The sequence below is a fragment of the Mesorhizobium sp. P171375 genome (assembly GCF_057786075.1).
This window is the reverse complement of sequence record NZ_JBYNWF010000001.1, coordinates 6,170,759-6,185,696: the sequence shown is the minus strand read 5'-3', so window position 1 is coordinate 6,185,696 and position 14,938 is coordinate 6,170,759. Positions and strand designations below refer to the sequence as shown.

General features: G+C 61.7%; 13 protein-coding genes. 2 read left to right on the top strand and 11 right to left on the bottom strand.

Annotated elements, in window-relative coordinates; genetic code table 11:
* Nucleotides 1–3 precede the first annotated feature (3 nt).
* Nucleotides 4–993 carry a helix-turn-helix domain-containing protein gene (locus ACYHH6_RS30245; RefSeq protein ID WP_352588316.1) on the bottom strand — a complete coding sequence of 330 codons (990 nt, stop codon included), beginning with the start codon at nt 991–993 and terminating at the stop codon, nt 4–6.
* A 127-nt stretch (nt 994–1,120) separates the two neighbouring features.
* Here ACYHH6_RS30245 and ACYHH6_RS30240 point away from each other — a divergent pair, with 127 nt between their 5' ends.
* Nucleotides 1,121–1,759: a cysteine hydrolase family protein gene (locus ACYHH6_RS30240; protein ID WP_352588318.1), complete on the top strand. Its 639-nt coding sequence runs from the start codon at nt 1,121–1,123 to the stop codon at nt 1,757–1,759.
* Nucleotides 1,760–1,833: 74 nt separating this feature from the next.
* On the opposite strand, the gene ACYHH6_RS30235 is transcribed toward ACYHH6_RS30240, so the two are convergent.
* The 10 genes from ACYHH6_RS30235 to ACYHH6_RS30190 form a co-directional block, all read right to left on the bottom strand.
* The gene (locus ACYHH6_RS30235; protein WP_352588321.1) at nt 1,834–3,513 is read right to left on the bottom strand and encodes a formate--tetrahydrofolate ligase; all 1,680 of its coding nucleotides are present in this window, start codon (nt 3,511–3,513) and stop codon (nt 1,834–1,836) included.
* 312 nt (nt 3,514–3,825) lie between these two features.
* Nucleotides 3,826–4,950 carry a DUF2333 family protein gene (locus ACYHH6_RS30230; protein WP_112561125.1) on the bottom strand — a complete coding sequence of 375 codons (1,125 nt, stop codon included), beginning with the start codon at nt 4,948–4,950 and terminating at the stop codon, nt 3,826–3,828.
* A 104-nt stretch (nt 4,951–5,054) separates the two neighbouring features.
* Complete coding sequence (locus tag ACYHH6_RS30225; protein WP_352588324.1) at nt 5,055–6,359, bottom strand: DUF6638 family protein; 1,305 nt, start codon at nt 6,357–6,359, stop codon at nt 5,055–5,057.
* Between the two features lie 67 nt (nt 6,360–6,426).
* The gene (locus ACYHH6_RS30220; RefSeq protein ID WP_352588327.1) at nt 6,427–6,852 is read right to left on the bottom strand and encodes an endonuclease domain-containing protein; all 426 of its coding nucleotides are present in this window, start codon (nt 6,850–6,852) and stop codon (nt 6,427–6,429) included.
* A 48-nt stretch (nt 6,853–6,900) separates the two neighbouring features.
* Nucleotides 6,901–8,811: an AAA family ATPase gene (locus ACYHH6_RS30215; RefSeq protein WP_352588330.1), complete on the bottom strand. Its 1,911-nt coding sequence runs from the start codon at nt 8,809–8,811 to the stop codon at nt 6,901–6,903.
* A 24-nt stretch (nt 8,812–8,835) separates the two neighbouring features.
* Nucleotides 8,836–9,981 carry a hypothetical protein gene (locus ACYHH6_RS30210; protein WP_181061309.1) on the bottom strand — a complete coding sequence of 382 codons (1,146 nt, stop codon included), beginning with the start codon at nt 9,979–9,981 and terminating at the stop codon, nt 8,836–8,838.
* Nucleotides 9,982–10,009: 28 nt separating this feature from the next.
* Nucleotides 10,010–11,098: a hypothetical protein gene (locus ACYHH6_RS30205; RefSeq protein WP_352588333.1), complete on the bottom strand. Its 1,089-nt coding sequence runs from the start codon at nt 11,096–11,098 to the stop codon at nt 10,010–10,012.
* A gap of 321 nt (nt 11,099–11,419) precedes the next feature.
* On the bottom strand, nt 11,420–11,803 hold the full coding sequence (locus ACYHH6_RS30200; protein ID WP_352588336.1) for a c-type cytochrome: 384 nt from the start codon (nt 11,801–11,803) through the stop codon (nt 11,420–11,422).
* An 88-nt stretch (nt 11,804–11,891) separates the two neighbouring features.
* Nucleotides 11,892–13,076 carry a glycosyltransferase gene (locus tag ACYHH6_RS30195; RefSeq protein ID WP_352588339.1) on the bottom strand — a complete coding sequence of 395 codons (1,185 nt, stop codon included), beginning with the start codon at nt 13,074–13,076 and terminating at the stop codon, nt 11,892–11,894.
* Nucleotides 13,077–13,090: 14 nt separating this feature from the next.
* Entirely contained in the window at nt 13,091–13,702 is a 612-nt protein-coding gene (locus ACYHH6_RS30190) for a thymidine kinase (protein ID WP_112561118.1), read from the bottom strand.
* A gap of 237 nt (nt 13,703–13,939) precedes the next feature.
* On the opposite strand from ACYHH6_RS30190, the gene ACYHH6_RS30185 reads away from it, so the two are divergent.
* Complete coding sequence (locus ACYHH6_RS30185) at nt 13,940–14,875, top strand: choline ABC transporter substrate-binding protein (RefSeq protein ID WP_352588342.1); 936 nt, start codon at nt 13,940–13,942, stop codon at nt 14,873–14,875.
* The last annotated feature ends 63 nt before the right edge of the window (nt 14,876–14,938 follow it).

Sequence of the window (14,938 nt, the reverse complement as noted above, 5' to 3'; positions counted from 1 at the left end):
AGATCAATGAGACAGGGCGGACATCGCCTGCTCGCCGGTCCGCCTGGAGAATTCGCGCCGGTACTGCGCCGGCGAGGTCCGCAGTCGTGCGGCAAAATGCTGGCGCAGCGAGGTGGCGCTGCCGAAGCCGGCCTCGAAAGCCACCATGTCCATCGATTTCTCGGTCGCCTCCAGCAGCCGTTGCGCCAGTTCGATGCGCTGGCCGGCCAGCCACTCGCCAAAGCTGGTGCCCATCGATTTCTGGAAACGGCGGGTGAAGGTGCGCCGGGTCAAGCCTGCGGCCTCGGCGACGCGGTCGAGGCTGTGCGTTTGCCCCAGCGTTGCCCGCACGGTGTCGAGCGCCTGGGTGAACCGATCGGCGGTCGGGGTTTTTGCCAGCGGGCGCTCGATGAATTGCGCCTGCCCGCCCTGCCGGTGCGGCGACAGCACGATGTGCCTGGCCAGCCGCAGCGCTACCTCCGCGCCATAGCGGGCGCGCACGATGTGCAGGCAGCAGTCGAGGCCAGCGGCGACGCCGGCCGAGGTGACGATGTCGCCATCGTCGACATAGAGCACGTCGGCGTCGACTTCGATGTCGGGATGCAGCGCCTGCAGGCGGTCGGTAGAAGACCAGTGCGTGGCCGCCCGCCGGCCGGCAAGCAGCCCGGCGGCGGCGATGGCGAAGGTGCCGAGACAGAGGCCAACGATCAGTGCGCCGCGTCGGTTCGCGCGCGTAAGCGCTTCGAGGAGCGGGTTGGGAAGCGGGGCGTCGAGATCTTTCCAGCTCGGAATGATGACGATGTCGGCATCGTCGAACGCGGAGAGCCTATGCGGCACCGCGATCGTCAGCCCGGCATCGGTGTGGATTGGCCCATTGTCGAGCGCGCAGACGCGAAAGTCGAAACGCGGCAGGCCGAGTTTGGTGCGGTCGGTGCCGAACACCACGCACGGTACGGAGAGGTGGAAGGGACTGATGCCGTCAAAGGCGAGGACGGCAATGATCGGATCAGTCATGGGCGTTTCCGGCAAGTGAGATCGGATTGTCCCAATTCTTTCGAATGATGTCAATCGGGCCACTTTTCGCTGCCGGGCGATCCGCCTATTTTCGACCCGTCCCAGTCAAGCCCGAAAGGAAAACACTATGTCCGCCAACACCACGCCGCGCCGCGCACTCATCGTCATCGATGTCCAGAATGACTATGACGGCGGCAATCTTGCGATCAAGCATCCGCCGTTTCGCGACAGCGTCGTCAATGTGGCCCAGGCCATGGACGCTGCCAGTGCTGCCGGCGTCAAGGTGGTCGTCATCAAGCAAATGGCGCCCGAGACATCGCCGATCTTCGCCAAGGGCAGCCATGGCGGCGAACTGCATCCCGAAATCGCCAGGCGCAAGCGCGACCACTATGTCGAAAAGAACTTGCCGAGCGCCTTCACCGGCACCGATCTCGAGGCGTGGCTGCGCGCCAATGCCATCGATACGATCACGGTCATTGGCTACATGACGCATAATTGCGACCTGTCGACCATCATCCATGCCGTCCATATGGGCTTTACGGTCGAGTTCCTCTCCGACGCAACCGGCTCGCTGCCCTATGCCAACAGCGCCGGCTATGCCTCGGCCGAGGAGATCCACCGCGTGGTGAGCATCATCCTGCAGTCGCGCTTCGCGGCCGTACTCAAGACCGCCGAATGGATCGACTGCCTGAAGACCGGCGCACTGCCCGAACGCGACACGCCCTATGCGTCCAACCAGCGCGCGCTGGCGCGCAACGCCGCATAGGCAAATCCGTCCCGGAAAGCAAAAAGGACGGCCATTGGCCGCCCTTCTGGAATCTCGCAACGATCTCGAAATTTTTAGAACAGGCCTTCGATCTGGCCGGCTTCGTTGAGGAAGATCTTTTCCGAGGACGGCGCCTTGGGCAGGCCGGGCATGGTCATGACCTCGCCGCAGATGACGACGACGAAGCCGGCGCCCGCCGACAGCCTGACCTCGCGCACCGGCACGGTGTGGCCGGTCGGCGCGCCGCGCAGGTTCGGGTCGGTCGAGAAGGAATATTGGGTCTTGGCCATGCAGACCGGCAGGTGGCCATAGCCGGCCTGCTCCCAGGCATGCAGTTGGTCACGCACCGACTTGTCCGCAATCGCCTCGGAGCCGCGATAGATGCGCTGGACGATGGTGTTGATCTTCTCGAACAGCGGCATGGCGTCGGGGTAGAGCGGTGCAAACTGCGAGGCACCGGATTCGGCCAGCGCCACCACCTTGTTGGCGAGATCCTCGATGCCGGCGGAGCCATGGGCCCAGTGCTTGCACAGGATCGCCTCTTCGCCCATCGAGGCGACATAGTCCTTCATCGCCTGGATCTCGGCGTCGGTGTCGGAATAGAAGTGGTTGATGGCAACCACCGCCGGCACGCCGAACTGCCTGATGTTCTCGATGTGGCGTCCGAGGTTGGCGCAGCCCTTCTTCACCGCCTCGATGTTCTCCTTGCCGAGGTCTTCCTTCTTGACGCCGCCATTCATCTTCATGGCGCGCACGGTGGCGACGATGACGGCCGCGGCTGGCTTCAGCCCTGCCTTGCGGCACTTGATGTCGAAGAATTTTTCGGCACCGAGGTCAGCGCCGAAGCCGGCTTCGGTGACGACATAGTCGGCGAGCTTCAGCGCCGTCGTGGTGGCGACCACCGAGTTGCAGCCATGCGCGATGTTGGCGAACGGGCCGCCATGGACGAAGGCCGGGTTGTTCTCCAGCGTCTGCACCAGGTTGGGCTGCATGGCGTCCTTGAGCAGCACCGCCATGGCGCCATCGGCCTTGAGGTCGCGGGCATAGACCGGCGTCTTGTCGCGGCGGTAGGCGACGATGATGTCGCCGAGGCGCTTTTCAAGATCCTTCAGGTCGTTGGAGAGGCACAGGATCGCCATGACTTCCGAAGCGACGGTGATGTCGAAGCCGGCCTCGCGCGGAAAACCGTTGGCGACGCCGCCAAGCGAGGCGATGATTTCGCGCAGAGCGCGGTCGTTCATGTCCATGACGCGGCGCCAGACGACGCGGCGGGTGTCGATGCCGAGCTCATTACCCCAGTAGATGTGGTTGTCGATCAGCGCCGACAAAAGATTGTGCGCCGTGGTGATGGCGTGGAAGTCGCCGGTGAAGTGGAGGTTCATGTCTTCCATCGGCACGACCTGCGCATAGCCGCCGCCGGCTGCACCGCCCTTGACGCCGAAATTCGGGCCGAGCGACGCCTCGCGAATGCAGACGATTGCCTTCTTGCCGATGCGGTTGAGGCCGTCGCCGAGCCCGACCGTGGTCGTCGTCTTGCCCTCGCCGGCCGGCGTCGGGTTGATGGCGGTGACCAGGATCAGCCTGCCATCCTTGTTGCCTTTAACCGACTTGATGAATTCAGCCGAGATTTTCGCCTTGTCGTGGCCGTAGGGCAAAAGGTGCTCGGTCGGGATGCCGATCTTCTTGCCGATCTCCTGGATCTGCTTTTTCTTGGCGCCGCGCGCGATCTCGATGTCGGACTTCACTTCGGCCATGACGGCTTTCCTTCGGATTGAACGGTGGAGGGGACGGGTTTGATCTCACTCGCAGGCATGTTGGACCCGGGCGCGGGCATGTTCTAACCCTGTCGCTGCCGCGGCGTCAACTTGCATGCAACTATGTTTCCTGTGAAGAAAGTGTCTCCGCGGCCGGGCCGACCTGCCGTCGGTTCTTCCTGGCTCCGTTGCCGCGCCGTATAGAAGCCAGAGGACGCGTCGTTCCGCCGTCTCAAAACAGCCGCCCAATGCACGGAATGCGACAGAGGCGACGGCGCAAATTCGCCATCGCTGCTTGCGTTGCGATAAGGGCTACTGGGTCAGCACGTTGCTGATCTCAACCATGTTGGAGCGCACCCGCAGCACGTAGAAACCCATCGTCGTCAGGTGCGTCGGCATGATCCAGCCATCCTCGCGGCCATTGGCGATGATGAAGGGCTGTATGCGCAGCGCCGAGACGAATTGCGAATCCATCGTGTCCCACAGATTGCCGAGATGCTTTTCCTTGATCACGTCCTCGAAGTCGGCCTGGGCGCCCTTCATCAGGCCGTAATAGGCATAGAGCTGGCCATAGGCGAACCAGAAGCGGTCGTCGGCGCGGAAGTCGAACCAGCCATTGTTGTGGTTTTCGGCACGCTCCTTGAGGATTGCCGAGGTCGAACCGATGTCGGAGGAGATGCGGTCTATATACTGCTTCAGATTGTCGGCACGGGCGTCGAACGTCGCCTGGCAGGTGGCCAGGCGGGCGTTGAAGGAGCGCAGCTTGTTGACGGCATCGCGATAATAGCTCGGGGTCGGCGTCTTCGGTCCGAACGGGTTCAGGCCGAAATACCAGGTTTCCTCGTCGAACTGCAGATTGCCGCGAGCATCCTGCAGATCGGCGTCGATCTGCGATGTCGTACGCACGCGGCCGAGATTGTCGGCAAGCTCGGTGGCGGTGCGCCGCACCGCCTGGTTGATGCCGCGCTGGAACGAGGCCTTGTTGTCCATAAACGGCGTGTGATCCCAGTCGACGCCGAACAGGCCGAGCTTGTAGAGGATCATCGACGAGACCCAGGCATTCTGGTTGACGTTGAAATCGGTGAGGTCGGCCGCGACCTGGGCGATGCCCGAATTGCCACAGGTCTTGGCGGTCTCGGTGCCGGCACCGGCCGCGACCTGTTCGCCGGCGGAAATGTTGCGGTTCTCGAAGGTGTATTTATCGACGTAGTTGGGGTCGAACTTGTTCCACCACTGGGTGGCGTAGAAGAAGTTGGCGTAGAGGCCGATCAACACCAGCAAAGCCAGGCCGACCACCGCCTTCAGGATCCAGCCGCGCTGCGTATACCAGCGCCCGGCCCATAGGAAAGGCCACAGGATCGCGCCGATGACAAGGCCGATACCGCGGCCGATCCATTGGAAGATGCGGGTGAAGAAATTCACGATCGGATCAAGCATGGCTCTCGTTCACCCCTCAGCATGATGCCAAAAAGTTGCAGGCTTTTTGGATAACATCATGCGCCAAAACAATAAATTAGAACGAAATGACGGCTCATTTCGTTCTAGTCAGTCAAGCCGTAAAGGCGCGTGCGAAACGCCACCTTGTCTTTCAAATATGTGGTTTTCAGAACGTCCACAACATGCGATCGCCAGGCGTCGCTGTAGCCATCGTAGTCCTTGTAGAAGCCGGGCTTGTTGAAGACGTAGCGCGAGACGAAGTCCTGCGGTACGAAATCCGAGATCAGCTGGTTGGTCAGCCAGGCATCGGGATGGTCGGGCTTGCCGCGCACGACCAGGAAGCGCTGGCGCGGCGCGACATCCTCGATCTTGAGATGGCCGAGCTGGGCGATTTCGCGCTTGGCGGCGTTGAGGAAGGGAAAATTGCCGTCGCTGGTGATGAGATCAGCATGGCCGTGGATCCAGGTCTGCAGCCAGACCTTGTCGACATCGGTCAAATTGCGGTTCGGTTCGGTGTCACGGATCAGGGAGCGCACAACCATCTCGGCGCGATGCTCGAGATAGCCCGAGCTTTCGACCCATGACGCCCGCGGCAGTTCGATGCGGCCGGTCGAGGCCAGGAACTTGAACACCTTGTCGGCATCGTTGATCGAGAGGTAGCTGACCTGCCAGGGCCGCGAGCGGCGAAAGCCGGGTGCGGCCGGGTCGCCGATGACCGTCGTCATATCGGGGTCGACGAAGACGTAGACGCCGCCGAAATGGCTGGTCCAGTAGGCGTTGTGGCGGAAGATCACCTGGTCGGGCACCAGCGCATTTTCGCGGATATCGCCGCAGACCTTGGCCAGCTCCACCATGCGGTTGAGCATGGCGCTATCGCGCCAGGCGTCCGGCTCCTGCTTCAGCCGGTCGACAAGCTTGCCGAGCTCGGCGGCCTTGCCTAGCACGTCCTCGGCCGACAGCACCTTGAACTCGACCTGGCTGATCGACAGCAGATCCTCGATGTCGTTGACCACGGGGACGGAATCTTCGATCTCGCCGTAGATGACGTCCTTGATGGTCAGCGCATCGATGGCGCGCTGGTTCTTGGACATGAACTCAAACATCAGCTGCGAGGTGTTGGAGAAGGCGGTGTGCACCACCGGCAGGTCGATCTGCGACGGCGTCAGGATGATGAAGCGGCGGTTGACCTCATTGGGATCGAGATAATCGTAGTCGCCGCATTCCTCGGCCACCTCGGGCGAGAAGCCGGTGCGGTCGATCTGGAAACTCTTTAGTTTGGTCGGCTTCGACCCGAAGGCAACAAGCGCCTTGTTGTAGCGCTGGATGAGGTGCGACTCATCGACGGCGAGTAGGCGGCCGTAGATCAGTTCGTTGTCGCGCAGCAGGTCGGGTTTTTTGGCGGGGGTCACTTTTCCTTCTCCCCGTTCACGGGGAGAAGGTGCCCGAAGGGCGGATGAGGGGCGGCGCAAGCGCTCATCATCTTTCCTCCGACGTAGAAGAGGGCAAAAACTTCACATCGACTGCAATCATCGTCTGATTGAGCCGACCATCCAAAGCCGCAACAATCGTATCCAGCACGCTCTTGCGCCCCGTCAGGACATCGGCGTGCCAAACCCTCAAAACCGACCAGCCGTTCCAGTTCATAGTCTCATCCCTGAATCGATCGTGGGATCGATTTGCATGCTGGCTTCCATCGACTTCCACAACCAGATTGGCTTCACGACAGGCGAAGTCGGCGAAATATGGACCGATCGGCAGCTGGCGAACAAATTTGTAGCCGTTCAATCGTCGCCCGCGCAGTTCGTGCCATAGTTTCTCTTCAGCTTCATTTTCAACTTGCCTAAGTTGCCGGGCTCTCGCCGCTTTTGGCTCGTTTCCTCCACACACAGCGCTGCCCCTCATCCGCCCTTCGGGCACCTTCTCCCCGTGAACGGGGAGAAGGAAGGAAGCTCACGCATTCCACAGCCCCTTCTTCTTCATCTCCTCCATCTCGCGCGCTGCACGTTCGCGCAGCCGCGCATCGCGGAGCAGCTTCTCGACCGCCGCATCGTCGGACTTGTCGGAATAGCGGAACTCGGAATCGGCGTAGCGGTTGATCTCCTGCATGACCATGTCCATCGAGAACGGCCCGCGCAGTTCCTCGATCATGGCTTTCTTCTCGTCATAGCCCTTGTGCATGAAGGCTTCCGGTTTCTCGAACCAGTCGTCGGGCAACTCGATATCCATGGCGCGCATCTTGATGGCGTCGGTGACGTTCTTGATGGCGCGGCCGGTGAAGCGCGGCTCGGCGTCCTTGATCAGGTGCAGATAGGTGCCGATGTCGGCCATCGATTTCGGCGCGCCATTCTCCTTCATGTAGCGCTCATAGACCTTCATCAGCCCATCTTCCTGCGGCTTCTCATGCTCCTCATAGGCCTCGGTCACAGCACGCTGGATTTCCTGCGCGGCATAGAGCTTGTGGTCGCCGAGCGGGATCTTGTGGTTCTTGCCGGCAAGCAAAACGAAGATGTCGATATAGTCGTCGCGGCTCTGCGGCCCATCGACCAGCCAGCGGGCGCCGGCGCGCTGGCGCAGGGCGTCGTCGACATTTTCGGGATAGTTGGAAAACATGCCGAACGAGCAGTTGCCACGCACCACCGTGCCGGCACCGGCAAAGGCATCCATCAGGACGCCGGTGATTTCCTGCTGGCCGGCCGAGGCGCGGTCGTCGGAGCGGCGTGCCGCCACCTGGTCGATGTCGTCGACGGTGCCGAAACCGATGACGCGCGGGTTCAAGGCATTGTTTATGAATTGGCGGCAGTTCTGGCCTGACTTGCCCTGGTAGGACGAAATCTGGTCGACGCCGAAATTCTCATAGGCGAAGGGATAGCCGGCGACCTGGCAATAGCCGTTGACCAGGCCCGCGATCATCTGGATCAGCGTCGTCTTGCCGGTGCCCGGCGCACCGTCGCCGATGAAGGTGAAGAGGAAGCCGCCGAGTTCGACGAACGGATTCAGCTCGCGCTCGAAATCATAGGCCATCAGCATCTTGGCGAGCTTGACCGACTGGTATTTGGCGATGTGGTTGCCGACGACCTCTTCCGGCTTCTTGAAGGTCATCACCAGCGGCTTGGAGCGCTTGCCCGGCGCGACGTCGAAGCCGTCCAGGGTGAAATCGTCAGCATCGATGCGGATATGAGCGTCCTCGAACGGGCCGATACCATCGAAGCGGCCTTTGCGGGCTAAGAGCCCGTCAATGGCGACGCGGGCGAAGGCGCGCGCCCGGGTGGTCAAATCGCCATCGTCCTTGGAGCCGGCAATCGCCTTGTCGAGACCGGCGACAATCGACTTCACCGCATCCTGCGGCGTGTCGAACAGGAAGTCCGGCTCGGGGATATCGTTGGGCGCCTCGCCGTCGCTGTCGATCAGCTGGAACAGATAGGAGGCAAGACTGAAGGCTGAAACGTAAGCCGAGGCTGACAGAAGCTTCTTGAAGGTGGCGGCTTCGTCGCCTTCCAGCGGCGCGCGTGTGTTCTTGGCCTGCAGGCTTTCAAGATCGGAGCCCTCGGCGAAGACATCGGAAATGGCGAGCGAAATCGCCAGGCCGCGCCGGGCGCGAAACAACAGCGTGTGCTGCGGGATGCTCATCAGCTGGTCGTCGGGATGGATGGCGGCGACGGTTTTGGTCAGTTCGACCTCCCGCGTGCGCCGCACCGAGCCAACGGAGACGGTCGAGACGAAGCGGCGATTGGTGCCCGCAAGCGCGGTACCGGATTCTCGCGAAGGGTCTTCCAGCACGACGACGCGGGTGATGAAGCTCTGCGCCGTGGCGCGGTGCTTTTCGATCGCGGCTTCCGGGATGGTGGTCAGGCCGGTGTCCATGAAGGATGCTCCGTGGTGTGACGGTCAGACGTCTGAGATGACCTGTCCGTTGGACAGGATGTGAACCTTGTAGCCGGAAAAGATCTTCTGCGCCTCGCCGGCGGCGTAGAGAGCCTGGTAGGCTTCGTGCGGGATCAGGGCGTGGTTCTCGTAGCTCGACACGCCCTGGCGCGCGGCTTCGAGATCGTCGGTGTTGATGAAGAATTCCTGCGTCGTCTTCTCGCTGGAAAACAGGCCCTTGCGGCCGGGTTTCTCGCCCTTGGAATAGACCTCCTGGATGGTCCAGGTGAGCAGCCAGGCATTTTCGGGCTTGCGCACCTTGGCCAGCACCTCGGTCACCGTCGAATTGTTGTCGGTAATCCCTGCGGAATAAAAGGGGCCAAGCACGACGCGGCGCAATTGCTTGGGGTGCAGCGGCTCGAAATCCTTGTCGAGATTGACCGCAATCGTCGCCGGCGACAGCGTGTAGGCGGAATTCTTCTCGGTGAAATCGTCGAAGCGATGGGCAAGCTCGGGGTTGAGCAGGCCGTCGACCGGCAGCGGGATGTCGACCTGTTCGTTGAGCTTGCCGTTGCTGTCGACAAGCTGGCGGATCATGGCTTCGGAGGAATCCTCCACCGTCACCATGTAGACCAGCGGCAGGTTGGCGCTGCCGTCGAATGTCGCCCAGTGGACGAGGTAATAAGGCCGGAAGGTTTTTGGATTGACCGAGACCTTGGCCGTCTGCGCCAGCGAGAACGGGCCGAAGGTCTGCTCGCTCTTGACGTCTTCAAGATAGAGCCGCTCGGCCATCGACTTTTGCAGCGCCTCGGGGAACTCCTTGTGGCGCAGAATGAAGTCGGCCATTTCCTCGCGCAATTCGCCGGCGAGCGGGATGTTGGCCAGACGCGCGTCGGCCTGGCGGCGATCGTTTTCCAGCTCGAGCAGGTTCTGGAAGACGGGATAGCCGCTGTCGGCGCGCGAAATGCGGAACGTGTCCATGAAGCCGAGACGGTTGCGCCAGCAGGAGAACGATTTGTCCAGCCGGGCAATGTATTCGGCGACGATCTTGGCAACGATACCGTGCCGGTAAAGCGGCGAGCGGTCGTCGCGCATGAACACTTCAAGGCCGCTGAGTGCGGCCGTGATGGCGGAAAAATAGCGCGCCGCCGCTTCGTTTTCGGGAGTCATGCCGGGTGTGCTCGCGTGCAGCCGCTCCTTACGACTGCACGTAGTTGGCCGAATTGTGCTTCTTCATCACGTCGTCGAAACGGCGGGCGAAGGCATCGTCGGCGAGCTTCTTGCGGCGCTGGATGTCGGCGCTGGCGACCATGTTCTTCTCGTGCATTTCGAGGAGATCGCCAATGTGCTTTTGCGAGGCGGCACCAATGCCGGCCATGGTCTCTTCGGCGGTGTTGTCGACCTGGCTGCCCAGCGTGTTGATCTTGTGGGCGACGTCCTGCTGGGCGGCAGTCTTCAGCGAATCTTCCAGGGCCTTGTAAAGCACGATGCGCTGTTCGGTATCGATGGTCAGCTTGTTGATCAGCGTCGACTGCGCCGCAATCTGGTTGTTGAGCGAATCGACGAAGGTCTGGAACATCGAGGTATAGCGTTCCAGCGTCTGGCTCTCGGCCAGCAATTCCTGCTCCTTGGCTTGCTTTTCATTGTATTCGGTGGCCAGTTTCGAGCGCTCGCCCTCAAGCTGCGTGCGCTCCTTCTGGCTGGTCGAGGCCGCGATCTTGTTCTCGATGTCGAGTAGCAGCGGGTTGACCTCCTCGATGCGTTTCTGCACCGCTTCGAGGTTGGTCATTGTCACCTTGCGGCGCTCGATCACCTGCGACAGGCTATTTTCGGAAGTTTTGTAGCGCTGGTCGAGGACCTCTTTCTGCGCCTTCAGGATGCCGACGATTGTATCCGACTTGACCAGAAGCTCCTGCAGATTGCCGGCCAGCGACATGTTGCGGACACGGTCGGTGCGCATGCGCTGCTTGCGTTGCGCGGAGAAGACGCCGACGAAGCTTTCCCAGCCTGTGTAGTTCTTCATGCTCTCGAATTCGGCGCCGAAGACGTTGGTGGCGTCTTCCAGCCCGATGATCAGGTCGGCGATGTTGCCTTCCATCACCTTCTGCTGTTTCAGCACATCCTCGATGCGGGCATTCTCGATGTCGAAATTGGCATCGCCGATCTTCTTGTCGGCGGTGGCCAGCGTATCAAGCACGGTGCCGGACTGCTCGATCTTGCTGCGCATGTCCTGCACGACCTGCCTGGTCTTGGCAATTTCGGCATCGAAATTCTGCAATGTCGCCATAGGGGCCTCCCGCTTCGGCTTCCGGTCGCTGGCTGCGAACAGCGGCGAATATATGTGGGGCATCCGGGGATTGAAAGACGCAAGACAAGACCCGCCCCGAAAACAAAAAAATCCGTCATCGTCTTGAAAGTCAATGAAGGCGGGGTCATGGCGTGAATAACCAGTCGGCCAGGCATTGTTCAACTGTCATTGAACTTTGATGTTGGCAAGCAGCCGATCTCGGCCGGTGCGGACGTCCTGAAATTCGACAGAGAACTCAACCGGTTGCAGGCGCGAGACAGCTGGCCAAAGCCATCGCCATCGCGGTACGCATCCAGCCGTTCAGGGCTTCGGATCGGCCTTCAGATAGGCGATGACGTTGGCAATGTCCTCGTCGCTGGTCAGGCCGGAGAAGGCCATCTTGTTGCCGGGTACTTTCAGCTTGGGGGCGCTGAGATAGGCCTTGAGGTTGGCTTCGTCCCAGACGAGGCCGGCGGCGCCGGCATCCTTCATGGCCTGCGAATAGTTGAAATTCTCGGCTGTGCCGGCCGTACGGCCGACGATACCAAGGAGATGCGGGCCAATCTTGTCGCGGTCGGTTGCCGCCTCGTGACAAGCCATGCATCTGAAGAAAACCTTCTTGCCCAGCGCAGCATCGCCGTCGGCTTGCGCGGCCGCGATACCGGCTAAGTAAATGACAAGTGCTGACGAAATGGCTCTAAGCATGGCGGTCCCCGGCTGGCTCTGGCTGCCGGCAAAATAGGCTGCAGGGCCTTAACAAACGCCGCATGGTGGCTGGATTGCAAGACCGGTCTTATCCCGTTCGGTGGAGCGGCATTTCCGCGATTGCCTGCCGGATCGCTTTTTCAATTGCTGCCGATGAGTGGTTGTCACGCACGAAGGTGCGGCCGCTCTCCGCCATCTCGGCCGCCGCTTGCGGGCGTTTCGCGAGATCAACGATTTTCGACGCCAGTTCGCCGGCATCGTTGCTCGACAGGAAATGCCTGCCCGCCTGCAGGCCGAGCCCTTCGACGGCCTTCTCGGTGGCGCAGACGACCAGGCCCGCCGCCATCGCCTCGAGCACCTTGATGCGGGTTCCGCCGCCGAAGCGCAGCGGGATCGGCGCATAACCGGCACGGCCAAGCAATTCCGGCAGATGCGGTGGGTTCTCGATCAGCTGCAGACCATGCTTGGTGCATAAACCACCCACGACGTCGCGCGGGTTCCTGCCGGCGACGGTGATCGACCAGGGCCGGCCGGAGGCGGTGAGGCGCGGCACCATCCCGCGTCCGATCTGCTTGACGGCGTCGATGTTGGGGAAATAGCCGAGATGGCCGATGAAGCACAGGCTGAGTTCACGGTACCGCTCGGCACCAATCGGCAGGGAAAGCACACTCTCGTCTGGAATGGGGTTGGCGATGAGCCTGACGTCGCCGACGGGGCCGAGAGCGGACAGCAGCGCGCCGTCGGTCGGCGAGCAGACCCAGACCTGATCGGCCATGGCAGCCGCACGCCTGTCGGCGTCGCGCGCCTGCGCCCTCTTGCGCCCGTTTTGGCGCCAGCCTCGAATTTGCTGCCACAGCGTCAGGCCGGCGATCCGGTCGGCGACCGTCCGGGATTCGATGTTGTGCTGGTCAAGAACGGTGCGTGCGCGATGCTTCGGCGCCAGCGTCAGCAGCTGCGACAGTGGGATCTCCTCGATCACCACGAGATCGGGCGAGAATTCTCTCCAGATCGCGTCGGCTTCAGCCAGTTCGTCGTCCGGCATCATATGCACGGTCGGGTGAGGGCTGCGCCTGCCCCAGAGACCTCTGCCGCGCGCCGCCTCGATGATCCGGTGACGGATATTCGGCGGTGGAGAAGGCGCCGGGGCGCCAGTTAGGCTTACCGTCAGAACCTCGCCCATCGATGCCAAGGCGCGCGCATTCGCGGCGTTCCTGATCTCGGCGCCGGATACCGGCGGAAACGGGCAATCGACTGTGAACTGGAGAATTCTCATGTTGCCCTGGCCGTTCAGCCTCTGGTGAAGCCGATGAAGTCGTCGGGCGCGGCGCGGCCCATTTCCTCTTCCCAGTGGCGGCGGCAGAGCGAGACATAGACGTCCTTGCCGATCGCCACCTGTTCGCCTTGCCGCGCCACTTTGCCGTCAGGGCCGAGACGCACGACCATCGTCGCCTTGCGGCCGCAGCGGCAGATGGTGCGCACTTCGCGCAGGTCGTCGGCAATGGCCAGAAGCGCACGCGAGCCGGAAAACAGATTGCCCTGGAAATCCGTGCGCAGGCCGTAGCACATGACCGGGATGTTCAGCCGGTCGGCGATACGGGCAAGCTGCCAGACCTGCTCCTCCTCGAGGAACTGCGCCTCGTCGACGAAGATGCAATGCACGGTCGTGTGTTCATGATGCTCGGCAACGCGAGCGTAGAGATCGTCGCCATCGCGGAACATCTCGGCCTCGGTCTCCAGGCCGATGCGCGACGAGATCAGCCCGGTATCGCCCTTGCGATAGTGGCCGGCGACGAACAGCATCGTCGTCATGCCGCGTTCGCGATAATTGTAGGACGCCTGCAGCAGCATCGTCGTCTTGCCGGCGTTCATCGTCGCATAGTGGAAGTAAAGCTTGGCCATGCCGTCCTTTTAAGCCGAGTTGTCCTGCCGCGGGGAGGGGGCACCGCAGCATTTCACTGGAAAAGCCGTCTGCCATCGAAAAAGCGGCAGGCGTGTCGCTGTTTGGCCAGCCCGCGCCGTTGATCGTGATTGCCTTAGCGCTTGAAACCACACCAGAATGGTGTTTGGCTGACGAAACAAGGCGGGCAAAGAAACCGTAACTACGCTTCGCCAAAGAATCACAATGGGAGACTATCAATGTCGCGTATGAACACCTTCGTCGCCGGCCTCGGTCTGGCGACTTTCCTGTCCACAAGCGCAGCCCTTGCCGGCGATCCGGAGAGCTGCAAGGCGGTGCGCCTTTCCGATGTCGGCTGGACCGACATTCAGGCCACGACCGGCGTCGCTTCGGTGCTGCTCACCGCGCTCGGCTACGAGCCGCAGACGATCCAGCTCTCGGTGCCGGTGACCATGGCGTCGCTGAAGAACAAGGATCTCGACGTCTTCCTCGGCAACTGGATGCCGTCGATGACCAACGACATCAAGGACTATACCGCCGACGGTTCGGTCGAGACGATCAGCACCAACCTGACCGGCGCCGGCTACGGCATCGTCGTGCCGACCTATGTCGCCGATGCCGGCGTCAAGTCGCTGACCGACATCGGCAAGTTCAAGGACAAGTTCAACGGCAAGATCTATGGCATCGAGGCCGGCAATGACGGCAACCGCATCATCCTCGACATGATCAAGAACCCGAAGGACAATCTCGAAGGCTTCGAACTGGTCGAATCCTCGGAAGCCGGCATGCTGACGCAGGCCGAACAGTCGATGAAGAACAATGAGTGGATCGCCTTCCTCGGCTGGACGCCGCATCCGGTGATGGGCGCCATGAAGATCACCTATCTCGACGGCATGGGCGACAGCGGCTTCGGCGCCGCCACCGTCTACACCAATGTGCGCAAGGGCTACACCACCGAATGCCCGAATGCCGGTAAGTTCATCGCCAACCTGAAGTTCAATCTCGACATGGAAGGCGAGATGATGGACGCGATCCTGAAAGGCGGCGACGCCAACACGGTCGCAGCCGACTGGCTGAAGAAGCACCCTGACGCGGTTGCGCCGTGGATTGCCGGCGTCACCACCTTCGATGGCGGCGATGCGGCCGCAGCGGTCAAGACCGCGCTCGGAAGCTGAGCCGACTGAATTCGGCAAAGCCGAACCAGGAAGGGCAGCCAATCTAGAAAAGGCTGCCCTTTT

Coding starts and splice junctions, on each gene's coding strand:
- ACYHH6_RS30245 (WP_352588316.1), bottom strand. CDS start 993: ATGACTGATCCGATCATTGCCGTCCTCGCCTTTGACGGCATCAGTCCC.
- ACYHH6_RS30240 (WP_352588318.1), top strand. CDS start 1,121: ATGTCCGCCAACACCACGCCGCGCCGCGCACTCATCGTCATCGATGTC.
- ACYHH6_RS30235 (WP_352588321.1), bottom strand. CDS start 3,513: ATGGCCGAAGTGAAGTCCGACATCGAGATCGCGCGCGGCGCCAAGAAA.
- ACYHH6_RS30230 (WP_112561125.1), bottom strand. CDS start 4,950: ATGCTTGATCCGATCGTGAATTTCTTCACCCGCATCTTCCAATGGATC.
- ACYHH6_RS30220 (WP_352588327.1), bottom strand. CDS start 6,852: ATGAGGGGCAGCGCTGTGTGTGGAGGAAACGAGCCAAAAGCGGCGAGA.
- ACYHH6_RS30215 (WP_352588330.1), bottom strand. CDS start 8,811: ATGGACACCGGCCTGACCACCATCCCGGAAGCCGCGATCGAAAAGCAC.
- ACYHH6_RS30210 (WP_181061309.1), bottom strand. CDS start 9,981: ATGACTCCCGAAAACGAAGCGGCGGCGCGCTATTTTTCCGCCATCACG.
- ACYHH6_RS30205 (WP_352588333.1), bottom strand. CDS start 11,098: ATGGCGACATTGCAGAATTTCGATGCCGAAATTGCCAAGACCAGGCAG.
- ACYHH6_RS30200 (WP_352588336.1), bottom strand. CDS start 11,803: ATGCTTAGAGCCATTTCGTCAGCACTTGTCATTTACTTAGCCGGTATC.
- ACYHH6_RS30195 (WP_352588339.1), bottom strand. CDS start 13,076: ATGAGAATTCTCCAGTTCACAGTCGATTGCCCGTTTCCGCCGGTATCC.
- ACYHH6_RS30190 (WP_112561118.1), bottom strand. CDS start 13,702: ATGGCCAAGCTTTACTTCCACTATGCGACGATGAACGCCGGCAAGACG.
- ACYHH6_RS30185 (WP_352588342.1), top strand. CDS start 13,940: ATGTCGCGTATGAACACCTTCGTCGCCGGCCTCGGTCTGGCGACTTTC.